The sequence below is a fragment of the Streptomyces vulcanius genome, assembly GCF_042653945.1.
GTDB lineage: Bacteria > Actinomycetota > Actinomycetes > Streptomycetales > Streptomycetaceae > Streptomyces > Streptomyces mangrovi.
In genome coordinates, this window is record NZ_JBHSFK010000003.1 from 439,165 (window position 1) to 462,105 (window position 22,941).

The window sequence follows — 22,941 nt, forward strand, 5'->3', positions numbered from 1 at the left end:
CGACGGATGACCGATGCGACGGACCGTACGGACCGCTCACGGCTCGCACCGCTCGACCCCGACATGTTCGACCCCCTCTGTCCGTCCTCCGAGATGCCCTTCCGGGTGGGGGACAAGTGGACCGGCATGGTCGTCCGCTGTCTCGAGGGCGGCCCGCGGCGCTTCACGGAGTTGCGTGTCCCGCTCCGGGGCGTCACACCCAAGGTCCTCAGCGAGACACTGCGCGCGATGGAGCGCGACGGACTGCTGACGCGCACCCCGTACGACGAGAATCCGCCGCGTGTCGAATACGCTCTCACCCCTCTCGGCCGCACCCTGATCCCCCTCCTGGACGCCGCCCGCGCCTGGAGCGAGATCCACCTTCCCCACCTGCTCGCCGCCCGCCGGGTCCACGAGCGGCACGCGTCCGGGGCCGCGCCTGTCGCATGATGGGCGGTGTGCGACTCGAAGCGATCACCTGGGAACGGCTCGGCGAACTCCTCGCCGAGCGGCTGCTCGACCTGAAGCCCGACGACGGCAGCCCCTGGCCCCGTATCGCCTTCGACGGAGCCCCGGCGGCCCGCCCCGGAGAACTCGCGGGGCGCGTCGCCGAGGCACTGCGCATACACGGCCGGGCTTCCCGTGTCGTGGACACGCACGGCTTCCTGCGGCCCGCCTCCCTCCGTCTCGAATACGGCCACCACGACGTCGAGGCCTACTACAACGGCTGGTTCGACACCGGCGCCTTGTGGCGCGAGGTCTTCGGCCCGCTCGAACCCGGCGGCGACGGGCGGATCCTGCCCGACTTCCGGGACCCGGCCACGGATCGGGCCACCCGCAGCGACTACGTCCAACTCCCGCCCGGCGGCTTCCTGCTGCTGCACGGCCCCCTCCTGTTGCGTCACTGGTTCCCCTTCGATCTGACCGTCCATGTCCAGCTCTCCCCGGCCGCCCTGCGCCGCCGCACCCCGGAGACCGACCACTGGAGGCTGCCCGCCTTCGACACCTACGCGCGGGAGACCGATCCGGCGGCCACCGCCGATGTCCTGGTCCGTGCGGACGACCCGCGCCATCCGGCGTGGCGGGCATGAGAGCCGGGGCCCGGTGGCGAAGTCGGAGCGCCGGGGCCAGGTAGAGAAGTCGCGGGCGCCCGGTGGCGCGGCAACAATGGAGGGCGCCGGGACAGTGGTGCCCCCGCGCCGCGCCGGCCGTCCGGCACCGGGAGGTACCGCATGACCACCGCCGGAGACATCATGCACCGGGGCGCCCAGTGGATCCCCGCCCGCGAAACCCTCGACCGCGCCGCACAACTGATGCGCGAACTCAACGTGGGAGCCCTGCCCATCAGCGATGAGAACGAGCGGCTCTGCGGCATCCTCACCGACCGCGACATCGTCGTCGGCTGTGTGGCCATGGGCCACGACCCGTCGAAGATCACCGCCGGAGAGATGGCCCGTGGCACCCCGCGCTGGATCGACGCCGGCGCCGATGTCGGCGACGTGCTCCGCGAGATGCAGGACCACCAGATCCGCAGGCTGCCCGTCATCGAGAACAAGCGCCTGGTCGGCATGATCAGCGAAGCCGACCTCGCCCAGCACGTGAACGAGGGACAGATCGCCTCCTGGGCCGAGAGCGTCTACGCCAGGAGCGGCCCCGCCCACCACTGAGGGCGCTGTACGTCCTCACAGCCAGCCGTTGCGCCGGAAGCCCCGGTACAGCAGCAGACAGGCCGCGGATATCACGCCCAGGATCAGCGGGTAGCCGAACTTCCAGTGCAGCTCCGGCATGTGCTCGAAGTTCATGCCGTACACCCCGCAGACCATCGTGGGTACGGCGATCACCGCGGCCCAGGCCGTGATCTTCCGCATGTCCTCGTTCTGCGAGACCGTGACCTGCGCAAGATGCGCCTGCAGGATCGAGTTGAGCAGTTCGTCGAACGCGGCGATCTGTTCGGTGGCCCGCAGCAGGTGGTCGGAGACGTCCCGGAAGTACGCCTGTATCTCCGGTTCGACCACCCGCATCGGCCGGTCGGCGAGGTCCGCGAGCGGGCGCTTCAGCGGGACCACCGCCCGCTTCAGCTCCAGGAGTTCCCGCTTGAGCTGGTAGATGCGTCCCGGGTCGGCCCGCGCGCCGTTCTCCGCGAAGACGTCCGCCTCGACCTGGTCGATGTCCGCCTGCACGGCGTCGATGACGTGGAGATAGTCGTCGACCACATGGTCCGCGACCGCGTGCAGCACCGAGGAGGGGCCCTTGTCGAGCTGGCGGGGATCGGACTCCAGTTCCTCACGCAGCGGACCCAGCGAACCGTGCCGCCCGTGCCGCACCGTGATCACGAAGTCCTGGCCGACGAACACCATGATCTCGCCGGTGTTGACGACCTCGCTGGTCGCCGTCAGCTGCTCGTGCTCGACGTAGCAGACCGTCTTGAACACCGCGAACAGCGTCTCGCCGTACCGCTCCACCTTCGGGCGCTGATGCGCCTCGACGGCGTCCTCCACCGCGAGTGGATGCAGGTCGAACAACTCGGCGATGCCAGCGAACTCCGCGTTCGTCGGCTCGTGCAGACCGAGCCAGACGAAACCGTGACCGCTCTTGCGCATCTGCTCGACGGTGTCGACCAGATCGCCGCCGACCGGGGCCCGGACCCCGTCCCGGTACGTCACGCAGTTCACCACCGACGAACCCAGCGGGGACCGAGCGTGGTGACTCAGATCGACCCGCGTATGCCGCCGGGCCAGCCGCGCCACCCTGCGTAGACCACCGCCCCTTCCGAGGCCGGTGACCTTCCGCAGATTCCCTGCCATGGTCATCTGGGTCTCCTTGTGTGGATCTCCTCGCGCCGCTTCCCGCGCCCTGTCACGCCAGTTTGCCAGCACCGCGCAAACAGCGGGTAAGCCTGTGGAAAGGGATGGTTCCGCTTTGTTCCCGCCTGTGGACAATCGGACTTCGGGCCCCGGCCGACGGGGGTCCGGGCCGTCCGGACCCGTGCCGCTCCGCCGCGACGGGCTTCGGTACGCACATCCCGCCGCGTCGCCCGCCTGTGACGAGCCGGACAACTGGGATGATCGCCGCATGACGCGATCCGACGGGTACCTTCTCGACAACCGGCAGACCGAGGCGGGGGAGCGCTTCGACGCGTTCGCCACGCTTTTCGACCCCACGACGTTCCGCCACCTCGAAGGGTTCGGCGTCGGCCCCGGCTGGCGCTGCTGGGAGGTCGGTGCCGGCGGCACGTCCGTGGTCTCCTGGCTGGCGAAGAGGGTCGGCCCCACCGGCAAGGTCGTCGCCACCGACATCGACACCTCCAGGCTCACCCCGGCCGGCCGCCCGCCGGTCGAGGTGCGCGTCCACGACGTCGGCGCCGATGAGGCACCCGGAGAGAGCTTCGACCTGGTGCACGCCCGGCTCGTCCTGGTCCATGTACCCGACCGGGAACGGGCGTTGCGGTCCATGGTCAAGGCACTGCGGCCCGGCGGACGCCTCCTGGTCGAGGACGCCGACCCCGCCCTGCAGCCCCTGCTCTGCCCCGACGAGCACGGCCCCGAACAGCAGCTGGCCAACCGGCTGCGGCACGGCTTCCGCACACTCCTCACCGACCGGGGCGCCGACCTCTCCTACGGCCGCAAACTCCCGCGTCTGCTCCGCGAGGCCGGACTGCGGCGTGTCGAGGCCGACGCCTACTTCCCGGTCACCTCACCCGCCTGCGCGGCCCTGGAGTCCGCGACGGTCCGCCAGATCCGCGAGCAGCTCGTCTCCGCCGGCATCGCCACCGACGAGGACATCGACCGCCACCTGGCCAACGTCGCCTCCGGCACCATGGACCTGGCCACGGCTCCGATGATCTCGGCATGGGGCCGGAAGGGATAGGGCCCAAGCCCTGCCTCGCCCTTCTCCGTCGTCGTATCGCGGCCGGGTGCGGGCGGTCGTGCGCCGACGCGTTCCAACGTCCGTGCGCCCGCTCGCCTGTCCTCGCCCGCCACAGTCGTCGCCCTCAGAACCGTCCGCAGTGTGGCCGGACACGCTCCGGTGAAGGCATCGCCCGCACCGTTGCTGTCGCGTGGAGTCGCCCGCACGGCGGGGACATGGCGCGGACGGAGCCGTCGCGGGCCCGCAGCGCCCCACCCGATCGGCTCGATCGCCCACCGGCGCCTGCCGCGCTCTCCCCACGCGCCGCTCCGTCCCGCCCGGGGCTGCCGCAAGTCGGCCGTCGGCGCCCGACTCTCGGCCGGGGGCAGCGGCGCGGAACGGGGCGTATTACGCGCGATGTGGACCAGCGCCCGGAGTGGACGCACGACGTGCCGTTCGGGATCGCGCTCAGAACAGCGGTTCGGGCAGGACCCCCTCCAGTGCCAGCAGCTTCCGCTTGGTCTCCAGGCCGCCTCCGAACCCGCCGATGCCGCCGTCGCTCTCCACGACCCGGTGGCAGGGCACGACGACCGGCAGCGGATTGGCGCCCATCGCCGTGCCCACCGCCTGCGCCGCACCCGGCTGGCCCACGCGCCTGGCCAGGTCTCCGTAGCCGACCACCGCGCCGTACGGGACGCCGGACGCGAGCTCGCGCAGCACCTGGCGGTTGAAGCCCGAGATCAGCGACCAGTCCAGGGGCAGCTCGAAGTCGTGCCGCGCTCCCGCGAAGTAGGCGTCGAACTGGCGTATCGCCTCGGCCAGCAGCGGGGAGCCGGGCGCCTCGACGGGCTCGGCGCCCAGCCGGTCCGTGAGCCTGGCGAGCGTCTGGTCGCGCACGGCTTCGGAGGCGTGGAACACGACGTTGACCAGACCCTCACGGGTCGCGGCCAGCAGCAGCGGACCGATGTCGGTGGCCACGACGGCCCACACGACCTGCTGCTCGTACTGCCCATGGCTGTTCATGCGATCCACCGTACGGCCCGCCACTGACAACGCCCCCGCCAAACCCCCCGAGCCCGCCGACCGACGGCCGGTCAGCGCGTGCACCGCGTCGACGTAGTCCCGGGACAGGGCGGCGTACGACGGGTTGATCAGGTCGGCGTAGCCCGCGTACCCGGACAGGTCTCCCGGGGCGGGCGCGCCGAGCAGGCCGGTCCGCACAGCCGGCTTCAGATCGTGGACGGTACGAAGACGGGATTCTTGATCTCCAGGAGCAGCTTCTGATGGTTGCGCTCCACCCGGTCCAGGTACTGCTTCAGCGTCGGCACGCGCGCCTGCGTACGCGCCACTGAACCAGCCGCCCGCGTCCAGCCGGGCGATCTCGCCCGATGTGAAGTCCTTCACCTTCCACGGAGCACGATCGGGAAAGATCTCCTCGACGTCGGTGGTACGGCGGAGACTGTCGTCGTGGATCACCACGAGCTCACCGTCCTTGGTGCGCTGGACGTCGTTCTCCACCCACCGGACGCCCAGGGCGGCGGCCTCGTCGACCGCCTCCAGGGTGTTCTCCGGGGCCCGCGCCGAGGCGCCGCGATGGGCGATGACCTGGGGCCGGGCCGCACTGGCGGCCCGGGCGTCGTGGACGCGGAGCAGAAGGGCGGCGGTGCTCAGGGGCGCGGTGGTCGTGGCGGCAACGGCACGCGCATGCATGCGTATTCCTCGTGTCGGAGATCACGTACAGCTCAACCTTGACAGCACAGAGTCAACCGAGGAGGGGGTGCGGGAAGACCACGGAATGAAAAGGGCGGCCCGGTTCTGCTCACCACTGCCGCACATGTGGGGCAGGGGCGTGTTTCTTTGCCGGAAAATCGTTCGACCAATCCGGTGGCAGTCATACTCTCTCTCAGCCCTGAGGGCTCGGGCAGCCCTGGGAGGGGCGCGCACGGACAACCGCAACAGGGGGGAAGGGCAGCCGCGCATGCACGGCACGGTCGACGGATTCAGCTACGGAATCGTCACACCGCTGGTGGCCTATCTGATGGCCTGCCTCGGCGGTGCCCTCGGCCTGCGCTGCACCACCAGAGCCCTGCTGGTCGCCCACTCCTGGCGTCCCGGATGGCTCGCCCTCGGCTCTGCGGCGATCGGCTCCGGCATCTGGACCATGCACTTCATCGCGATGATGGGCTTCACCGTCGCGGGGGCGCCGATCCACTACGACAAACCGACGACCTACGCCAGCCTCGGCGTCGCCATCCTCATGGTGGGCGTCGGGATCTTCATCGTCGGCTACAAGGGCGCAACGGGAACCGCACTGTTCACCGGAGGCACCGTCACCGGGCTGGGCATCGCCTCGATGCACTACCTCGGCATGGCCGGGATGCGCTTCAACGGCAAGATGGAGTACAACACGCTCACCGTGGCCGCCTCGGTCGCCATAGCCATGGCCGCCGCGTCCGCCGCGCTGTGGTCCGCCGGGCAGGTCAGGGGCTTCCTGTGGAGCGTGGGCGCCAGCCTCGTCATGGGACTCGCCGTCACCGGCATGCACTACACGGGCATGGCCGCGATGAAGGTCCACCTGCACTCGGGCGGGACCCCCACCCCGGGAGACTCGCCCGCCGCCCTGCTCGCCCCGATGCTGGTCGGCCCGCTCGCCTTCCTCTGCCTGGCGGGCGTCGTCGTCCTCTTCGACCCGCTGATGGTCAGCAAGCCCGCCTGGCCCCCCGTCGAGCACAAGCCCGGCGTCCCGGCGCACGCTCCCGCCGCGCACACCTCCCGCCACCCCCGGCTGCGCCCCCGCCGCAAGATGCCCCACCGCGAGTCCCGCACCCCGCAGAACCGCTGAGCCCCGCCCCCGCTCCGGACCCCGGCCGGTGAAACCGCAGATCGGGCCCCGTTGTCAGTGGGGGGTCGTACGGTGGATGGCATGCGGCCCGTTTCCCACATCGAACGCACGGCGGCGCCTTTCGAGGTCGTCAGCTCCTACCAGCCCAGCGGCGACCAGCCGGCGGCGATCGCCGAGCTGGCCAAGCGCATCGAAGGCGGCGAGAAGGACGTCGTCCTCCTCGGCGCGACCGGCACCGGAAAGTCCGCCACCACCGCGTGGATGATCGAGCAGCTCCAGCGGCCCACCCTGGTGATGGCACCCAACAAGACCCTGGCCGCCCAGTTGGCGAACGAGTTCCGGGAACTGCTGCCGAACAACGCCGTCGAATACTTCGTCTCGTACTACGACTACTACCAGCCCGAGGCGTACGTTCCGCAGTCGGACACCTACATCGAGAAGGACTCCTCGGTCAACGAGGAGGTCGAGCGCCTGCGCCACTCCGCGACCAACTCGCTGCTCACCCGGCGTGACGTCGTCGTGGTCGCCTCGGTCTCCTGCATCTACGGCCTCGGCACCCCGCAGGAGTACGTGGACCGGATGGTCCCTCTGCGGGTCGGCGACGAGCTCGACCGCGACCAGTTGCTGCGCCGCTTCGTGGACATCCAGTACACGCGCAACGACCTGGCCTTCAGCCGCGGCACCTTCCGGGTGCGCGGCGACACCGTCGAGATCTTCCCCGTCTACGAGGAACTCGCCGTCCGCATCGAGATGTTCGGCGACGAGATCGAGGCCCTCTCCACCCTGCACCCGCTCACCGGCGAGATCATCAGCGACGACCAGCAGCTGTACGTCTTCCCGGCCTCCCACTACGTCGCCGGCCCCGAGCGCCTGGAGCGGGCGGCCAACGACATCGAGAAGGAACTGGGCGAGCGCCTGGCCGACCTGGAGAAGCAGGGCAAGCTCCTGGAGGCCCAGCGCCTGCGCATGCGTACCACGTACGACCTGGAGATGCTCCGCCAGATCGGCTCCTGCTCCGGCGTGGAGAACTACTCGATGCACTTCGACGGCCGTCTGCCCGGCTCCCCGCCGAACACCCTGATCGACTACTTCCCGGACGACTTCCTGCTCGTCATCGACGAGTCCCACAACACCGTCCCGCAGATCGGCGCCATGTACGAGGGCGACGCCTCCCGCAAGCGCACCCTCGTCGACCACGGCTTCCGGCTGCCCTCCGCCCTCGACAACCGCCCACTGAAGTGGGAGGAGTTCCAGGAGCGCATCGGGCAGACCGTCTATCTGTCGGCGACCCCCGGCAAGTACGAACTCTCCCGCGGGGACGGTGTCGTCGAGCAGATCATCCGGCCCACCGGTCTCATCGACCCGGAGGTCGTCGTCAAGCCCACCGAGGGCCAGATCGACGACCTGGTGCACGAGATCCGCAAGCGCACCGAGAAGGACGAGCGCGTCCTGGTCACCACGCTCACCAAGAAGATGGCCGAGGACCTGACGGACTACTTCCTGGAACTCGGCATCCAGGTGCGCTATCTGCACAGCGACGTCGACACCCTGCGCCGCGTCGAGCTGCTGCGCGAGCTGCGCTCCGGCGAGTTCGACGTCCTGGTCGGCATCAACCTGCTGCGTGAGGGCCTCGACCTGCCGGAGGTGTCCCTGGTGGCCATCCTCGACGCCGACAAGGAGGGCTTCCTGCGCTCCGGCACCTCGCTGATCCAGACCATCGGCCGCGCGGCGCGCAATGTCTCCGGACAGGTCCATATGTACGCCGACAAGATCACCCCGGCGATGGAGCGGGCCATCGACGAGACCAACCGCCGCCGCGAGAAGCAGGTCGCCTACAACACGGCGAACGGCATCGACCCGCAGCCGCTCCGCAAGAAGATCAACGACATCGTCGCGCAGATCGCCCGCGAGGAGGTCGACACCGAACAACTGCTCGGCTCCGGCTACCGCGCGAAGAAGGACGGCCGGGGCACCAAGGCCCCGGTGCCCTCGCTCGGCGAGAAGGCGGCCAAGGGCGCCAAGTCCAAGGCCGCCAAGGGGAAGGCCGGGGAGAAGGTGCCCACCGACCGCCCCGCGGCCGACCTCGCCGAGCAGATCGAGCAGATGACCGAGCGCATGCGGGCCGCCGCCGCGGACCTCCAGTTCGAGATCGCCGCCCGGCTGCGCGACGAGGTGTCCGAGATGAAGAAGGAACTGCGCCAGATGAAGGAGGCGGGACTGGCCTGACGGACCGGTGCGATTCCTGCGCCCGGGCCCCGTACATGCTGTGTTGCAAGACCGACACAAAGTGCGGGCCTGGGTACGGCAGTATCAGTGCCCGTGCGTAGGGTTCTGGGCAACCGCGGACTTTGCGGCAAGAGCGGCAACAGGGGACAGTTCGAGAGGGGAATCAGCGCGTGACCGTCAACATGACCAAGGGTCAGTCCGTCAGTCTGCAGAAGAACGACGGGGGCAGCCTGACTGCGGTGCGCATGGGTCTCGGCTGGCAGGCGGCCCCCCGGCGCGGCCTGTTCGGCTCCCGCACCCGGGAGATCGACCTGGACGCCTCCGCCGTCCTCTTCGCGGACAAGCAGCCGGTGGACGTCGTCTTCTTCCGCCACCTGGTGAGCGACGACGGCTCCGTCCGGCACACCGGTGACAACCTGGTCGGCGGTGTCGGCCAGGGCGGCGACGACGAGGCGATCCTCGTCGACCTGGCGCGGGTCCCGGTACACATCGACCAGATCGTCTTCACCGTGAACTCCTTCACCGGCCAGACGTTCCAGGAAGTGCAGAACGCCTTCTGCCGGCTGGTCGACGAGACCAACGGCCAGGAACTCGCGCGCTACACGCTCGCGGGCGGTGGCTCCTACACCGCACAGATCATGGCCAAGGTCCACCGCGCCGGCCAGGGCTGGACGCTGACGGCCCTCGGTTCCCCGGCCAACGGCCGCACCTTCCAGGACCTGATGCCCGCCCTCGTACCGCTCCTGTAGGACGGGCCGGGCCCACGGCGTACGACGACACCACGCGACACAGGGGGACAGGGGGACGGGCGATGACGGCCGAGCTGGTGCGGGGGCAGAACCATCCGCTCTCCCAGGTCCGACTCGAGATCAGGGTCTCGGCCGGCACGCCCGTCGTGGCCGTGGCGACGCTCTCCGACGAGCAGGGCAGGGCGCGGGGCGTCGAGTGGGTGGCCCACCCGGGTACACCCACGCTGCCCGGTATCGAGGTCTCCCGGCAGGCGGCCGCCGACCACCGCCTCGCGGTGGACCTGGACGCCATGCCGGCGAGCGTGCACCGCCTCAGCGTCCTGCTCTCCCTGCCCCAGGGCGACGCCCGAGGGCCCGTCGGCTTCGGCTCGGTGCCGACGCCCTTCGTCGCGGTGACCGGCCTCGACGGCACCGAGGTCGCCACGTACACGATCACCGGACTGAGTGCCGAGTCGGCTGTCGTCGCCCTGGAGCTCTACCGGCGCCAGGGCGCCTGGAAGGTGCGCGCCGTCGGCCAGGGGTACGCCGGCGGCCTCGCCGAACTCTTCACCGACCAGGGACTGGCGCAGGCACAGCAACTCGCGGCGGGGATCAACGAGGCGGTGGCCCAGGGGCTGGCCCGCTCGGTGCCGGCGCCCCCACCGCGTTCGGCCGACGGCGCCGACCGCTCCCGGCAGACGGCCGCCTCCGCACTCGGCCCCGAGGGCTCTTCCGCGCTCGGCCCGGAGACCGCCTCCTCACTCGGTCCCGACGCCGCCTCCGCGCGTGGTTCTGACACCACCCCCGCGCGCGGTCCAGACACCGCCTCCGCGCTCGGCCCGGACCAGAGCGGTTCCCCGTACGGCGGCGCGCCGAGCGGGCCGCCGAGCGGGCCGCCGAGCGGTGGGCCGTACGGCAGCGGTCAGGGCCCGCAGGGCGCCACCGGGACCGGTCGGCCGACGGGTTCGGGTGCGGCGCCGACGGACCCCGCCGCCTCCCAGCCGCCGTCCTCGGACCCGGCCACCGGCGGCCGGGTCGACTACAGCCACCCGCGGCGGAACGCCGCTCCACCACCGCCCCCGCCCACCGCACCGCCCGGGGAGCCGGGGCGGCCGGCCACGCCCGTCGCGGGCGATGCGACCGGCTGGTCCATGGAGGAGCGGCTCTACAACCAGGTCTGGGGCATGTTCGAGGACCTGGCCCGCGCCACGGCCGCCTACCGCAGTGCCGTCGACTTCGCCGACACCCGCATGGAGAAGGAACTCGACCAGGTCCTGTCCGACCCGCGCGGCCGGATCGGCGGCCAGGGCGACGCCGCCCGCGAGGCGGCCCAGGCCAAGCACGTCCAGCTCGTCGACCAGGCCCGGGAGGCGCTGGAGCGCGACCTCGCCCAGCTCACTGCCGAGGCCGATGTCGTTGAGCCGGCGCTGCCCGCGGCCTACGCCCGCTGGGACAACCCCGTCTGGCACGCCTACCGCGTCCCCATGGAGATGCCCATGGCGCTGCGGGTGGGCGACCTGCACCTTCCCGAGAGCGATCCGCTGCGCATCCCGTTGCTGGTCAGACTCCCGCTCGAGCGCGGTCTGTGGATCGACAGCGGACACGCGGAGGCGGCCGACGGATCGTTCGCCGACTCCCACGAACTGCGCCACCTCGCCATGGAGTCGGCCGTGGCACACGCGGCCCGGCTGCTCGCGGTGCATCCGGCGGGCGAGTTCACCGTGCACGTCGTCGACCCGGCAGGCTCCGGCGCCCGGGCGCTCGCGCCGCTGGTGCGCAGCGGGGTGCTCGCGGGTCCGCCCGCCGCCGGTGCCGCGGGTGTGGCGGACGCCCTGGGACGGCTCACCGATCGGGTCGACCTGGTGCAGATGGCGGTGCGCGGCGGCGCGGCCGACTCCCTCCCGCCGGACTTCGACACCGCCCAGCAGCTCCTGGTCGTCAACGACTTCCCGCACGGCTTCGACGACCGCGCCGTGAACCAGCTGCGCTACCTCGCGGACGAGGGCCCCTCGGTCGGCGTCCACCTCATGATGGTCGCCGACCGGGAGGACGCCGCCGGTTACGGCCCGTTGCTGGACCCGCTGTGGCGGGGGCTGCTGCGGCTGACGCCGGTGCCCGACGACCACCTCGCCGACCCCTGGGTCGGGCACGCCTGGACCTACGAGCCGACCCTCGTGCCGGCCGGCAGCCAGGTGCTCCAGCAGGTCCTCACCCAGGTGGCCACGGCCCGCACCAAGTACAGGTAAAGGGCTTCTGAACAGGCAATTTGAACATTACTTTGCCAATCTCTTTACTGTTCCTTGGTGATTGGGGTATTGTCTTCAGTGCGGAGGGGAGTACTCCCTGACTGCGGCGTTCCCGTCAATACGGACCAGGCCGGATCGGATCAGGCCGGATCCCGGGGCGTCGGCCCATCCATGGGTGGAAGAGACCTCCGGCAGCGACGACGCTGACATTTGCCGTTACGTACTGCCGGAGGCGCAGTGGATGTTTCCTTGAACCTTTGGGTTCTGACCATCGTGGGCCTAGCCGCCCTCATCGCGGTCGACTTCTTCATCGGCCGCAAACCGCACGACGTGTCCATCAAGGAAGCCGGCATCTGGACCATCGTCTGGATCGCCCTCGCCGGGCTCTTCGGCCTCGGTCTGCTCCTCTTCTCCGGCGGTGAGCCGTCCGGCGAGTTCTTCGCGGGCTTCATCACCGAGAAGTCGCTGAGCGTCGACAACCTCTTCGTCTTCGTCCTGATCATGGCGAAGTTCGCGGTCCCGTCGCAGTACCAGCAACGGGTTCTGCTCGTCGGTGTCCTCATAGCCCTGGTCCTGAGGGCGATCTTCATCGCCGCGGGCGCCGCCATCCTCGCCAGCTTCTCCTGGGTCTTCTACCTCTTCGGCGCCTTCCTGATCTGGACCGCCTGGAAGCTCATCCAGGAGGCCCGGGCCGACGAGGAGGACGAGGAGTTCGAGGAGAACAAGCTGCTCAAGGCCGCCGAGCGCAGGTTCGGTGTCGCCGACCGCTACCACGGCACCAAGCTGTGGATCCAGCAGAACGGCAAGCGGGTCATGACCCCGATGCTGGTCGTGATGCTCGCGATCGGCACCACCGACGTGCTCTTCGCCCTCGACTCCATCCCCGCGATCTTCGGCCTCACCCAGGACCCGTACATCGTCTTCACGGCCAATGCGTTCGCGCTGATGGGCCTCAGGCAGCTGTACTTCCTCATCGGCGGCCTGCTGCGGAAGCTGGTCCACCTCAGCTACGGCCTGTCGGTCATCCTGGGCTTCATCGGCGTCAAGCTGGTGCTGCACGCGCTGCACGAGTCGGGCGTCCACGTCCCCGAGATCAGCATCCCGGTCTCGCTCGGCGTCATCTGCGGCGTGCTGATCGTCACCACGATCACCAGCCTGCGTGCCTCGAAGAAGCAGGCGGAGGCCGAGGCGGCGCGGACCGAGGGCGACGGCGCCCCGAAGGACAGCGTCGAGGCCTGACGATCACTCCGGGAGCGGTGCGCGGCGACTGCCGGGTACCGCTCCCGCCCCTTGCCCGAGCCGGAGTGCGAAGCCATGAGGGCTCTGCGACGATCACCGCATGCTCGCTCGGCCCGGGTCGTCCACCACGCGGTGGACGACCCTCGTGCTCGGTGCTCGGTGCTCGGTGCTCGGTGCTCGGTGGTCCCGGGGCGCGCCACGCCCCCGCAGGGCGGCGTACACCTGGTGCTGTTCGCGGCCTACCTGGAGGTGGCGATCAATCCGTAGCGGCCGGCGAAGGTTCCCTGACCGGACGCACCGCGGCCACCCGCGCAGGCAGGGTCTCCGGCAGCAGCGCGAAACAGACCAGACTGAACAGCGCGATCCCCGTGAGATACACCCCCACACCCCACGGAACCCGACCCGAGTGCTCCGCGAGCGCCGTCGCCGCGATCGGCGTGAGCGCGCCCCCGAGGACACCGCCGAGGTTGTAGCCGACCGTCGCACCGGTACAGCGCACCCGCGGCTCGTACAGTTCCGGCAGATAGGCCGCCGTCACGGCCAGCATCATCACGAACGCGACCAGCGCGCCCAGGAAGCCCACGAACATGAGCAGGGGCTCGCCGGTCGCCAGCAGCGTCACCATCGGCAGCATCCAGAACGCCGCCGCCGTACAGCCCGCCAGACACATCGGCCGCCGTCCGAAACGGTCGCCCAACAGCGCCGCCACCGGAGTCAGCGCGCCCTTGACCACCACCGCGGCCATGACACAGACCAGCATGACGGTACGGCTCACCCCGAGCCGTTCGGTGCCGTACGCCAGGGACCACGTCGTCACCGCGTAGAACACCGCGTAGCCGACGGAGAGTGCGCCGGCGGTCAGCAGGACCAGCCGCCAGTGGTCGCGCACGACCTCCACGAGCGGCACACGCGCGTGGTCGCCGATCTCCAGGAACCGGGGAGTCTCCGGGAGCGACGACCTCAGCCACATCCCGAGCACGGCCAGCACCCCGGCCGCCCAGAACGGCACCCGCCACCCCCACTGCGCGAACTGGGCCTCCGTCAGGGTCACCGACAGCGCCAGCATCAGCCCGTTGGCGAGCACGAACCCCACCGAGGGCCCGATCTGCGGGAAACTCGCCCACAACCCGCGCCGCTCGGGAGGCGCGTGCTCCGCCGTGAGCAGCACCGCGCCGCCCCACTCCCCGCCGAGCCCCAGCCCCTGCAGGAAACGCAGGCCGATCAGCAGCAGGGGCGCCGCGGCGCCGATCGTGTCGTAGGTGGGCACACACCCGACCGCGACCGTCGACGCCCCGGTCAGCAGCAGGGAGCCGACAAGGACCGGCCGCCGTCCACGCCGGTCCCCGATGTGCCCGAAGAGCACCGACCCCAGGGGGCGCGCCACGAAGCCCACGCCGAACGTCGCGAACGCGGCCAGGGTGCCCGCCAGCGGCGAGAACGTCGGGAAGAACAGCGGTCCCAGGAGCAGCGCGGCGGCGGTCCCGTAGACGAAGAAGTCGTAGAACTCGATGGCCGTCCCGGCGAGCGAGGCGGCGGCGAGCCGTGGCATCGAGGGTGCCTTCACGGTGCGTACGTCGTGCATGCCGCGTCAACCACCCAGCGTGACGGCGGGTTACGGGGGCGCGCGGAGCGACCGGCCGGGGCAGTGGGCGACGGTGGTGCGCCAGGTGATAGACCGGGTCACAGCGGCGGTCTTCCCGGACCGCCCCCCGAACGGACCGGAGGAACCGTGCCCCGCACTCTCGCCGACGCCCCGATCATGATCCTGAACGGCCCCAACCTGAACCTCCTGGGGCAGCGGCAGCCGGAGATCTACGGGTCCGACACGCTCGCCGACGTCGAGGCGATGTGTGTGAAGGCGTCGGCCGCGCTCGGCGGCACCGTGGACTTCCGGCAGTCCAACCACGAGGGTCAGTTGGTCGACTGGATCCACGAGGCCCGCCTCGACCACTGCGGCATCGTGATCAACCCCGGCGCCTACTCCCACACCTCGGTCGCGATCCTGGACGCGCTCAACACCTGCGACGGCCTGCCGGTGCTGGAGGTCCACATCTCCAACATCCACCGGCGCGAGTCCTTCCGGCACCACTCGTACGTCTCCCTGCGCGCCGACGGCGTCATCGCGGGCTGCGGCGTGCAGGGATACGTGTTCGGCGTGGAGCGGGTGGCCGCAATGGCGGGGACGGGCAAGGCCGACGCGTAAGCACCGGCCGCCTGGAGCACGCCCCTTACATACGCCCGGTCACAGTCCGTACGCCTGCATACCTCTGGTTACAGACGGCCGGCCTCCACGATCCGCCGCAGGAAGCGTCGAGTGCGCTCCTGCTGCGGATCCCCGAAGAGCTGCTCGGCGGTGCCGCGCTCCAGCACGACCCCTCCGTCCAGAAAACAGACCTGGTCGGCGACCTCGCGGGCGAAGCCCATCTCGTGCGTGGCCAGCACCATGGTCATCCCGTCGCCCTTCAGATCGCGGACGACGTTCAGGACCTCGCCCACCAGCTCCGGGTCGAGCGCCGCGGTGATCTCGTCGAGCAGCAGCAGCCGGGGCCGTACGGCGAGGGCGCGCACGATCGCCACACGCTGCTGCTGGCCGCCGCTGAGCCGGTCCGGGTACTCGTCGGCCTTCCCGGCGAGCCCGAGCCGCTCCAGCAGCTCCCTGGCGCGTTCGTCGGCCTCCGCGCGGGCGACGCCGTGCACCCGGCGCGGGGCGAGCGTGATGTTCTCCAGCACCGTCATGTGCGGGAACAGGTTGTACGCCTGGAAGACCACGCCGATCCGGCGCCGTACCGCGTCCTGGTCGGCGCGCGGGTCGGTGATCTCCTCGCCGTCCAGCCAGATCGCGCCGTCGTCGATCTCCTCCAGGAGGTTGGCGCAGCGCAGCAGCGTGGACTTGCCCGAGCCGGAGGCGCCGATCAGCGCGGTCACCGTGTGCGGGGCGACCTCCAGGTCGACGTCCCGCAGGACGACCGAGTCGCCGAAGGTCTTGCGGACGGACTCCATCCGCAGCACCGGGGCGTCACTCATGTCGTTCCTCCCTGTGCCCGGCGGCGGTCCATCCGGGCCGTCACCCAGTCCGTGAAGCGGGTCATCGGAATCGTCAGCGCGACGAAGACCAGCCCCGCCACGATGTACGGCGTGTAGTTGAGGCTGCGGCCCACGATGATGTCCGCCGCGCGCACCGCGTCGATCGCGCCGCCGATCGACACCAGACCGGTGTCCTTCTGCAGGGACACCAGGTCGTTCAGCAGCGGCGGCACCTGGCGGCGCACGGCCTGGGGGAGCACCACGTACCGCAGCGCCTGCCGGTTGGACAGCCCCAGGGAGCGGGCCGCGGCGCGCTGCGAGGGGTGCACGGACTCGATGCCGGCGCGGAACACCTCGGCGACGTACGCCGAGTACGTCAGCGTCAGCGCGGTACCGCCCAGCAGCACGGGGTCGACGGTCACGCCCTGCAGACGCAGCGCCGGGACGCCAAGGACCACGATCATCAGGTTGATGATCAGCGGCAGCCCGCGGAAGAAGTCCGTGTACGCCGCCGCCAGCGCCCGCAGCGGGAAGAACACCGGTCCGCGCAGGGTGCGGGCGATGGCCACGAGCATGCCGAGGACCAGCACGGCGACGCCGCACACGAACAGCAGCCGGACGTTCAGCCAGAGCCCCTCCAGGACCTTGGGGAACGCCTCGCGCGCGTACTGGCCGTTGAAGAAGGTCTCCTTGGTGCGCGGCCAGCCGGGCGCGCTGACGACGACCAGGTAGAGGACGACACCCGTGACGAGGGTGGAGAGCGCCGCAATCGCCGTCGCGCGGCGGGCACGCGCGCGCTTGTGGCGCTCACGCTCCAGCCGCCGCCGCGACGGGACGTAGGCGTCGCCGGTGTCCTCCCCGGAGGTGTCGTCCCGGCCGGACTCCTCCTTCGTGACCGTCACTTGAGGACCGGGGCGTCGACGGCGTCGGACAGCCACTGCTGCTCGATCTTCGCCAGGGTGCCGTCCTTGCGGAGGGCGTCCACGGCGGCCGTCACGCACGGGGTGAGCGCGCTGCCCTTGTCGAGCACGAGCCCGAACTGCTCGGGCGTACCGCCCTGGTTCTCGAACTGGCCGACGATCTTCGCGTCGGTCACCTCGGCGGAGGTGATGTAGAAGGCGGTCGGCAGGTCGACCACGACGGCGTCGACCTGACCGTTCTTCAGCGCGGACTTGGCCTGGTCGTTCTTGGCGTAGACGGCCGCGTCCTGACTCGGCTTCACCACGTCGTCGATGTAGTCGAGGCTCGTCGTGCCCACCTGGGCGCCGAGCTTGAGGCCCTTGAGGTCCGCGATGCTCGTCGCCTTCGCGGCCTTGGAGTCCTTGAGCGCGATGACCGCCTGACGGACGTCGTAGTAGCCGGAGGAGAAGTCCACGGCATTCTTGCGCTCGTCGCTGATGGACACCTGGTTGATGTCGAAGTCGAAGGTCTTCTCACCCGGCGCGAACGCCTTGTTGAACGGCACGCTCTGCCAGACGACGGCGCTCTTGTCGTACCCGAGCCGCTTCGCGACGGCGTAGGCCACCGCCGACTCGAAACCCTCGCCGTTGGCGGGCTTGTCGTCCTTGAACCACGGCTCGTACGCCGGTTCGTCGGTGGCGACCGTCAGCTTGCCGGAGGTCTCGGTGGCCAACTTGCCCTGGGCGCAGGTGTTCGCGGTCGAACCGGACGGCTTGGCGGCCGCGTCCTCCTCGGGCTGCGGAGCGCAGCCGACAGCGGTCGCGAGGAGGGCTACGGTGGCGCCGGCCACGGCGCGGCGCAGAACACGAGGGGCGAGATGCATGGCGGGAGAGTGACAGCGAAATCCCTGGTTTGTCCAGGTCACGCCATTACTTGTCCGCATATTGGGAAGCGGTGTTGCGATCTCGTGAACACGCTCACGGGGCCTTGCCTGGGCCGCCGGCCGAGGGCGGGGATCGAAGACCGGCGGCCCATACCGCGCCGGAGCCGTCATCCCGCGCGGGGCTGCCACCAGTTGACCGCGCAACGACGTATGGGGGGAGCGCGCACGGAGGTCCGGCGCGTGCACGCGATTCACACGGGGCGCGCGCACGAATTCGCGCGCCCCCAGCGCAGTTGGCTCACGCCCGCCGGCTCACGCCCGCCGGCTCACCACCCGCGCGCGTGCCACTCCGGCAGGTGCGGCCGCTCGGCGCCCAGTGTGGTGTCGTTGCCGTGCCCCGGGTAGACCCAGGTCTCGTCCGGGAGGGCGTCGAAGATCTTGGTCTCGACATCGTGGATCAGACTGGCGAACGCCACCGGGTCCTTGCGGGTGTTGCCCACCCCGCCGGGGAAGAGACAGTCGCCGGTGAAGACGTGCGGGTGGCCGTGCGGGTCGTCGTAGACCAGAGCGATCGAGCCCGGCGTGTGGCCGACCAGGTGCCGCGCGGTGAGTTCCACGTTCCCCACCCGGACGACGTCGCCGTCGTCGACCAGGACGTCGGTCGGCACGGGGATGCCCCCGGCGTCCTCCCGGCCCGCGTGGGTACGCGCGCCCGTGGCCGCCACCACCTCGGCGAGCGCCTGCCAGTGGTCGCCGTGCTGATGGGTGGTGACGACGGACGCGATGCCGTCGTCACCGATCGTCCCGAGCAGCGCCCCGGCGTCGTTGGCCGCGTCGATCAGCAACTGCTCGTCCGTGGCACGGCAGCGCAGCAGATAGGCGTTGTTGTTCATCGGGCCGACCGCGATCTTGGTGATCATCAGGTCCTTGAGCTCGTGCACGTCCGCAGGGCCGCCGACGGTCACCTCTCCGCTGTACGTCATGACGGTCAGCCTATAGCGGGGGCAGGGCCGGGAGTGGACCGTTGGTGACGGTCAGAGCGGTTCCGGAGCGGCGCCCGGCGAGCCAGCCGAGGAGATCCGGGGCCGGGCCCCGGACGCCGAGGGGTCCGCCCGGGGCCCCGCCCCCGGTGGTCCAGATCGCGCCGTCGTCGCTCGCCAGCCCCAACGACGGCACGTCCTGGTGGCTGCCGAACCGCTCCGCCAGGAAGTCGATCTCCCGCGCGACGAAGTCCGCCGGCAGGTCCTCCAGGTCGTAGCCGATGCCGAGGTCCACATGGTGCAGTTCCACCTCCACCCACCGGCGGAAGGGCACCCGGGCCGCCGCGTCGGTGACTCCGTTGCGCAGCTCCACCGTGCGCGACCAGTCGGCGGGCACGGCTCCCGCGGCCTGGAAACGGGCCCCGCTGTCACGGAGATCGGCGAGCTGGACGTCAAGCGGGCGCGGGGCGTCCCGCTCGATGTCGGCGTCCCGGACCCGGGCGTCGGCGTACATGGGGCGGCCCTCCAGGACGTTCATGAGGGCGTCCGCGTTGCGGGCGATGTGGGCGAGGACATGGCCGCGGCTCCAGCCGGGCAGACGTGACGGCTCCGACACCGAGGCGTCGTCCAGTTTTCCGACTGCGGTGAGCAGCCGCTCCGTCGCGTCACGTACAGACGCCAGGTCATGCGCGTGATCAATCATGCTGCTGACCCTAGCCCCGCCACTCCTTCGGGTGAAGGTGGCGGACCGCGGCCCAAAATCGAATGCACGTGCTATATGGTCGGTGGCGGCGTCGGGCATGCTGGATGGCCCGGGATTGTTGTCGTCAAAGCTGCCGTCCTGGGCATCGGGACCGGCGTTGTCAGTGGCTCCCCCTAGTCTGAAGAAGGACGGGGGCCTCGCCCCTGTCACTTCTCTCAAGAAAGGTGCGGACCGGCGTGGCCGACCGTCTCATCGTCCGTGGCGCGCGCGAGCACAACCTCAAGAATGTCTCGCTCGACCTGCCGCGCGACTCGCTCATCGTCTTCACGGGCCTGTCGGGGTCGGGCAAGTCCTCGCTGGCCTTCGACACCATCTTCGCCGAGGGCCAGCGCCGCTACGTGGAGTCGCTCTCCTCGTACGCCCGCCAGTTCCTCGGCCAGATGGACAAGCCCGACGTCGACTTCATCGAGGGCCTCTCCCCGGCCGTCTCGATCGACCAGAAGTCGACCTCGCGCAACCCGCGCTCCACGGTCGGCACCATCACCGAGGTCTACGACTACCTGCGTCTGCTCTTCGCGCGCATCGGCAAGCCGCACTGCCCCGAGTGCGGCCGGCCGATCTCCCGCCAGTCGCCGCAGGCCATCGTCGACAGGGTCCTGGAGCTCCCGGAGGGCAGCCGCTTCCAGGTGCTCTCGCCGCTGGTGCGCGAGCGCAAGGGAGAGTTCGTCGACCTCTTCTCCGACCTCCAGACCAAGGGCTACTCCCGCGCGCGCGTGGACGGCGAGACGATCCAGCTCTCCGACCCGCCCACGCTGAAGAAGCAGGAGAAGCACACCATCGAGGTGGTCGTCGACCGCCTCACCGTGAAGGACTCCGCCAAGCGCCGGCTCACCGACTCCGTGGAGACCGCCCTCGGCCTCTCCGGCGGCATGGTCGTGCTCGACTTCGTCGACCTCCCCGAGGACGACCCCGAGCGCGAGCGCATGTTCTCGGAGCACCTGTACTGCCCGTACGACGACCTGTCCTTCGAGGAGCTGGAGCCCCGCTCCTTCTCCTTCAACTCGCCCTTCGGCGCCTGCCCCGACTGCACCGGCATCGGCACGCGCATGGAGGTCGACCCCGAGCTGATCGTCCCGGACGAGGACAAGTCCCTGGACGAGGGCGCCATCCACCCCTGGTCCCACGGCCACACCAAGGACTACTTCGGCCGTCTGATCGGCGCCCTCGCGGACGCGCTGGGATTCCGGACGGACATCCCCTTCGCGGGCCTGCCGCAGCGCGCCAGGAAGGCCCTCCTGTACGGCCACAAGACACAGATCGAGGTCCGCTACCGCAACCGGTACGGCCGCGAGCGCGTGTACACCACGGCCTTCGAGGGTGCCGTGCCCTTCGTCAAGCGCCGGCACAGCGAGGCGGAGAGCGACGCCAGCCGCGAGCGCTTCGAGGGCTACATGCGCGAGGTGCCCTGCCCCACCTGTGAGGGCACACGCCTGAAGCCGATCGTCCTCGCGGTCACGGTCATGGGGAAGTCCATCGCCGCGGTCTCCGGGATGTCCATCAGCGACTGCGCGGACTTCCTGGGCGAGCTGAAGCTCGACGCCCGTGACAAGAAGATCGCCGAGCGGGTGCTGAAGGAGGTCAACGAACGGCTGCGGTTCCTGGTCGACGTCGGCCTCGACTACCTCTCGCTCAACCGCGCGGCCGGCACGCTCTCCGGCGGCGAGGCCCAGCGCATCCGGCTGGCCACCCAGATCGGCTCCGGCCTCGTCGGCGTCCTGTACGTCCTCGACGAGCCGTCCATCGGCCTGCACCAGCGCGACAACCACCGGCTGATCGAGACCCTCGTCAGGCTGCGCGACATGGGCAACACGCTCATCGTCGTCGAGCACGACGAGGACACCATCAAGGTCGCCGACTGGATCGTCGACATCGGCCCCGGCGCGGGCGAGCACGGCGGCAAGGTCGTGCACAGCGGCTCCCTGAAGGAACTGCTCACCAACGCCGAGTCGCAGACCGGGCAGTACCTCTCCGGCAAGAAGTCCATCCCGCTGCCCGACATCCGGCGCCCGCTCGACCCGTCCCGCCGGCTCACGGTGCACGGCGCCCGCGAGAACAACCTCCAGGACATCGACGTGTCCTTCCCACTGGGTGTGTTCACGGCCGTCACGGGTGTCTCGGGATCGGGCAAGTCGACTCTGGTCAACGACATCCTGTACACCCACCTGGCGCGCGAGCTGAACGGCGCCCGCAACGTCCCCGGACGGCACACGCGTGTGGACGGCGACGACCTCGTCGACAAGGTCGTACACGTCGACCAGTCGCCCATCGGCCGTACCCCGCGCTCCAACCCGGCCACGTACACCGGTGTCTTCGACCACGTCCGCAAGCTGTTCGCCGAGACCACCGAGGCGAAGGTCCGCGGCTATCTGCCCGGCCGCTTCTCCTTCAACGTCAAGGGCGGCCGCTGCGAGAACTGCGCGGGCGACGGCACCATCAAGATCGAGATGAACTTCCTGCCGGACGTCTACGTCCCGTGCGAGGTCTGCCACGGCGCCCGGTACAACCGGGAGACCCTGGAGGTCCACTACAAGGGCAAGTCCATCGCCGAGGTGCTGAGCATGCCGATCGAGGAGGCCACGGAGTTCTTCGAGGCCGTCCCCGCGATCGCCCGCCACCTCAACACCCTCAAGGACGTCGGCCTCGGCTATGTCCGGCTCGGGCAGTCCGCGACCACCCTCTCCGGCGGTGAGGCCCAGCGGGTCAAGCTCGCCAGCGAACTCCAGCGCCGCTCCACGGGCCGTACGGTCTACGTTCTGGACGAGCCCACCACCGGCCTGCACTTCGAGGACATCAGCAAGCTGCTGAGGGTTCTCTCCGGCCTGGTGGAGAAGGGCAACACGGTCATCGTCATCGAGCACAACCTCGACGTGATCAAGACGGCCGACTGGGTCGTCGACATGGGCCCCGAGGGCGGCGCGGGCGGCGGCCTCGTCATCGCCGAGGGCACCCCCGAGGAGGTCGCCGGGGTCCCGGCCAGCCACACCGGCAAGTTCCTGCGGGAGGTTCTCGACGCCGACCGGATCAGCGACGCGACCCAGGTGAAGGCGCCGCGCAAGACGACCGCGAAGAAGACCGTGGCCAAGACGACGGCCGCGAAGAAGACGGCGACCGCCAGGACCACGGCCGCCAACAACACGGCGACGGAGAATGCCGCCGCGGCGACGAAGGCCGTACCGGCCAAGAAGGCGACGAGGGCCCGCAAGGCCTGACTCCGCCCACCGGGCCGAGCGCCCCGGAGAAGTACGGCGCCCCACGGGAATCCCCGCGGGGCGCCGTTCGTCCACC

General features: G+C 70.4%; 19 protein-coding genes and 1 pseudogene. 11 read left to right on the plus strand and 9 right to left on the minus strand.

The features are described 5' to 3' along the window. Positions 1 to 6: 6 nt before the first annotated feature. The 3 genes from ACFPIH_RS06765 (at position 7) to ACFPIH_RS06775 (ending at position 1,646) form a co-directional block, all read left to right on the plus strand. Positions 7 to 429, plus strand: coding sequence for a winged helix-turn-helix transcriptional regulator (locus ACFPIH_RS06765; protein WP_381182237.1), 423 nt, complete (start codon positions 7 to 9; stop codon positions 427 to 429). Next, positions 429 to 1,070, plus strand: a complete 642-nt coding sequence (locus tag ACFPIH_RS06770; protein WP_381182239.1) for a nucleoside/nucleotide kinase family protein — start codon at positions 429 to 431, stop codon at positions 1,068 to 1,070. Before ACFPIH_RS06765 ends, ACFPIH_RS06770 begins: the two co-directional genes overlap by 1 nt. A 141-nt stretch (positions 1,071 to 1,211) precedes the next feature. Next, on the plus strand, positions 1,212 to 1,646 hold the full coding sequence (locus tag ACFPIH_RS06775; RefSeq protein ID WP_381182241.1) for a CBS domain-containing protein: 435 nt from the start codon (positions 1,212 to 1,214) through the stop codon (positions 1,644 to 1,646). Positions 1,647 to 1,661: 15 nt separating this feature from the next. Here ACFPIH_RS06775 and ACFPIH_RS06780 read toward each other — a convergent pair whose 3' ends face one another. Next, positions 1,662 to 2,789, minus strand: coding sequence for a magnesium and cobalt transport protein CorA (locus ACFPIH_RS06780; protein WP_381182244.1), 1,128 nt, complete (start codon positions 2,787 to 2,789; stop codon positions 1,662 to 1,664). 262 nt (positions 2,790 to 3,051) lie between these two features. On the opposite strand from ACFPIH_RS06780, the gene ACFPIH_RS06785 reads away from it, so the two are divergent. Further along, positions 3,052 to 3,846, plus strand: a complete 795-nt coding sequence (locus ACFPIH_RS06785; RefSeq protein WP_381182245.1) for a methyltransferase domain-containing protein — start codon at positions 3,052 to 3,054, stop codon at positions 3,844 to 3,846. A 447-nt stretch (positions 3,847 to 4,293) separates the two neighbouring features. On the opposite strand, the gene ACFPIH_RS06790 is transcribed toward ACFPIH_RS06785, so the two are convergent. Both ACFPIH_RS06790 and ACFPIH_RS06795 read right to left on the minus strand, forming a co-directional pair. Then, positions 4,294 to 4,848 (minus strand): methylated-DNA--[protein]-cysteine S-methyltransferase, encoded by a 555-nt coding sequence (locus tag ACFPIH_RS06790; protein ID WP_381182311.1) that lies wholly within the window; start codon positions 4,846 to 4,848, stop codon positions 4,294 to 4,296. A 66-nt stretch (positions 4,849 to 4,914) separates the two neighbouring features. Then, positions 4,915 to 5,535 (minus strand): annotated as a pseudogene (locus ACFPIH_RS06795) (glycerophosphodiester phosphodiesterase); the annotation flags it as partial. A gap of 268 nt (positions 5,536 to 5,803) precedes the next feature. On the opposite strand from ACFPIH_RS06795, the gene ACFPIH_RS06800 reads away from it, so the two are divergent. The 5 genes from ACFPIH_RS06800 to ACFPIH_RS06820 all read left to right on the plus strand — a co-directional run bounded on the left by ACFPIH_RS06800 (position 5,804) and on the right by ACFPIH_RS06820 (position 13,106). Continuing rightward, entirely contained in the window at positions 5,804 to 6,667 is an 864-nt protein-coding gene (locus tag ACFPIH_RS06800) for an MHYT domain-containing protein (RefSeq protein ID WP_381182246.1), read from the plus strand. An 81-nt stretch (positions 6,668 to 6,748) separates the two neighbouring features. Next, positions 6,749 to 8,893 (plus strand): excinuclease ABC subunit UvrB, encoded by a 2,145-nt coding sequence (gene uvrB / locus ACFPIH_RS06805; RefSeq protein ID WP_381182248.1) that lies wholly within the window; start codon positions 6,749 to 6,751, stop codon positions 8,891 to 8,893. A gap of 170 nt (positions 8,894 to 9,063) precedes the next feature. Next, positions 9,064 to 9,642 (plus strand): TerD family protein, encoded by a 579-nt coding sequence (locus ACFPIH_RS06810; protein WP_381182250.1) that lies wholly within the window; start codon positions 9,064 to 9,066, stop codon positions 9,640 to 9,642. 62 nt (positions 9,643 to 9,704) lie between these two features. Then, on the plus strand, positions 9,705 to 11,867 hold the full coding sequence (locus ACFPIH_RS06815; RefSeq protein ID WP_381182252.1) for a TerD family protein: 2,163 nt from the start codon (positions 9,705 to 9,707) through the stop codon (positions 11,865 to 11,867). Between the two features lie 237 nt (positions 11,868 to 12,104). After that, positions 12,105 to 13,106, plus strand: coding sequence for a TerC/Alx family metal homeostasis membrane protein (locus tag ACFPIH_RS06820; RefSeq protein WP_381182253.1), 1,002 nt, complete (start codon positions 12,105 to 12,107; stop codon positions 13,104 to 13,106). A gap of 256 nt (positions 13,107 to 13,362) precedes the next feature. Here the strand turns inward: ACFPIH_RS06820 and ACFPIH_RS06825 are convergent, their stop codons facing one another. Continuing rightward, a complete protein-coding gene (locus ACFPIH_RS06825) occupies positions 13,363 to 14,688 on the minus strand; it encodes an MFS transporter (protein ID WP_381182255.1) in 1,326 nt (441 codons plus the stop codon). A gap of 147 nt (positions 14,689 to 14,835) precedes the next feature. Between ACFPIH_RS06825 and aroQ the strand changes: the two genes are divergently transcribed. Next, positions 14,836 to 15,309 carry a type II 3-dehydroquinate dehydratase gene (gene aroQ / locus ACFPIH_RS06830; protein ID WP_381182257.1) on the plus strand — a complete coding sequence of 158 codons (474 nt, stop codon included), beginning with the start codon at positions 14,836 to 14,838 and terminating at the stop codon, positions 15,307 to 15,309. Between the two features lie 68 nt (positions 15,310 to 15,377). Here aroQ and ACFPIH_RS06835 read toward each other — a convergent pair whose 3' ends face one another. From ACFPIH_RS06835 to ACFPIH_RS06855, 5 genes are all read right to left on the minus strand, one after another. Then, on the minus strand, positions 15,378 to 16,130 hold the full coding sequence (locus tag ACFPIH_RS06835) for an amino acid ABC transporter ATP-binding protein (RefSeq protein WP_381182259.1): 753 nt from the start codon (positions 16,128 to 16,130) through the stop codon (positions 15,378 to 15,380). Beyond that, positions 16,127 to 17,032 (minus strand): amino acid ABC transporter permease, encoded by a 906-nt coding sequence (locus ACFPIH_RS06840; RefSeq protein ID WP_381182262.1) that lies wholly within the window; start codon positions 17,030 to 17,032, stop codon positions 16,127 to 16,129. The genes ACFPIH_RS06835 and ACFPIH_RS06840 overlap by 4 nt, the downstream gene beginning before the upstream one ends. Further along, positions 17,029 to 17,913 (minus strand): ABC transporter substrate-binding protein, encoded by an 885-nt coding sequence (locus ACFPIH_RS06845; protein WP_381182264.1) that lies wholly within the window; start codon positions 17,911 to 17,913, stop codon positions 17,029 to 17,031. The genes ACFPIH_RS06840 and ACFPIH_RS06845 overlap by 4 nt, the downstream gene beginning before the upstream one ends. Positions 17,914 to 18,239: 326 nt before the next feature. Continuing rightward, positions 18,240 to 18,896: an MBL fold metallo-hydrolase gene (locus ACFPIH_RS06850; RefSeq protein ID WP_381182266.1), complete on the minus strand. Its 657-nt coding sequence runs from the start codon at positions 18,894 to 18,896 to the stop codon at positions 18,240 to 18,242. Between the two features lie 10 nt (positions 18,897 to 18,906). Beyond that, complete coding sequence (locus tag ACFPIH_RS06855; protein WP_381182268.1) at positions 18,907 to 19,596, minus strand: maleylpyruvate isomerase family mycothiol-dependent enzyme; 690 nt, start codon at positions 19,594 to 19,596, stop codon at positions 18,907 to 18,909. 236 nt (positions 19,597 to 19,832) lie between these two features. Here ACFPIH_RS06855 and uvrA point away from each other — a divergent pair, with 236 nt between their 5' ends. Further along, positions 19,833 to 22,865: an excinuclease ABC subunit UvrA gene (gene uvrA / locus ACFPIH_RS06860; protein ID WP_381182270.1), complete on the plus strand. Its 3,033-nt coding sequence runs from the start codon at positions 19,833 to 19,835 to the stop codon at positions 22,863 to 22,865. The last annotated feature ends 76 nt before the right edge of the window (positions 22,866 to 22,941 follow it).

Coding starts and splice junctions, on each gene's coding strand:
- ACFPIH_RS06785 (WP_381182245.1), top strand. CDS start 3,052: ATGACGCGATCCGACGGGTACCTTCTCGACAACCGGCAGACCGAGGCG.
- ACFPIH_RS06790 (WP_381182311.1), bottom strand. CDS start 4,848: ATGAACAGCCATGGGCAGTACGAGCAGCAGGTCGTGTGGGCCGTCGTG.
- uvrB (WP_381182248.1), top strand. CDS start 6,749: ATGCGGCCCGTTTCCCACATCGAACGCACGGCGGCGCCTTTCGAGGTC.
- ACFPIH_RS06835 (WP_381182259.1), bottom strand. CDS start 16,130: ATGAGTGACGCCCCGGTGCTGCGGATGGAGTCCGTCCGCAAGACCTTC.
- ACFPIH_RS06815 (WP_381182252.1), top strand. CDS start 9,705: ATGACGGCCGAGCTGGTGCGGGGGCAGAACCATCCGCTCTCCCAGGTC.
- ACFPIH_RS06850 (WP_381182266.1), bottom strand. CDS start 18,896: ATGACGTACAGCGGAGAGGTGACCGTCGGCGGCCCTGCGGACGTGCAC.
- ACFPIH_RS06780 (WP_381182244.1), bottom strand. CDS start 2,789: ATGACCATGGCAGGGAATCTGCGGAAGGTCACCGGCCTCGGAAGGGGC.
- ACFPIH_RS06770 (WP_381182239.1), top strand. CDS start 429: ATGGGCGGTGTGCGACTCGAAGCGATCACCTGGGAACGGCTCGGCGAA.
- ACFPIH_RS06765 (WP_381182237.1), top strand. CDS start 7: ATGACCGATGCGACGGACCGTACGGACCGCTCACGGCTCGCACCGCTC.
- ACFPIH_RS06775 (WP_381182241.1), top strand. CDS start 1,212: ATGACCACCGCCGGAGACATCATGCACCGGGGCGCCCAGTGGATCCCC.
- ACFPIH_RS06825 (WP_381182255.1), bottom strand. CDS start 14,688: ATGCACGACGTACGCACCGTGAAGGCACCCTCGATGCCACGGCTCGCC.
- ACFPIH_RS06855 (WP_381182268.1), bottom strand. CDS start 19,596: ATGATTGATCACGCGCATGACCTGGCGTCTGTACGTGACGCGACGGAG.
- ACFPIH_RS06845 (WP_381182264.1), bottom strand. CDS start 17,913: ATGCATCTCGCCCCTCGTGTTCTGCGCCGCGCCGTGGCCGGCGCCACC.
- ACFPIH_RS06800 (WP_381182246.1), top strand. CDS start 5,804: ATGCACGGCACGGTCGACGGATTCAGCTACGGAATCGTCACACCGCTG.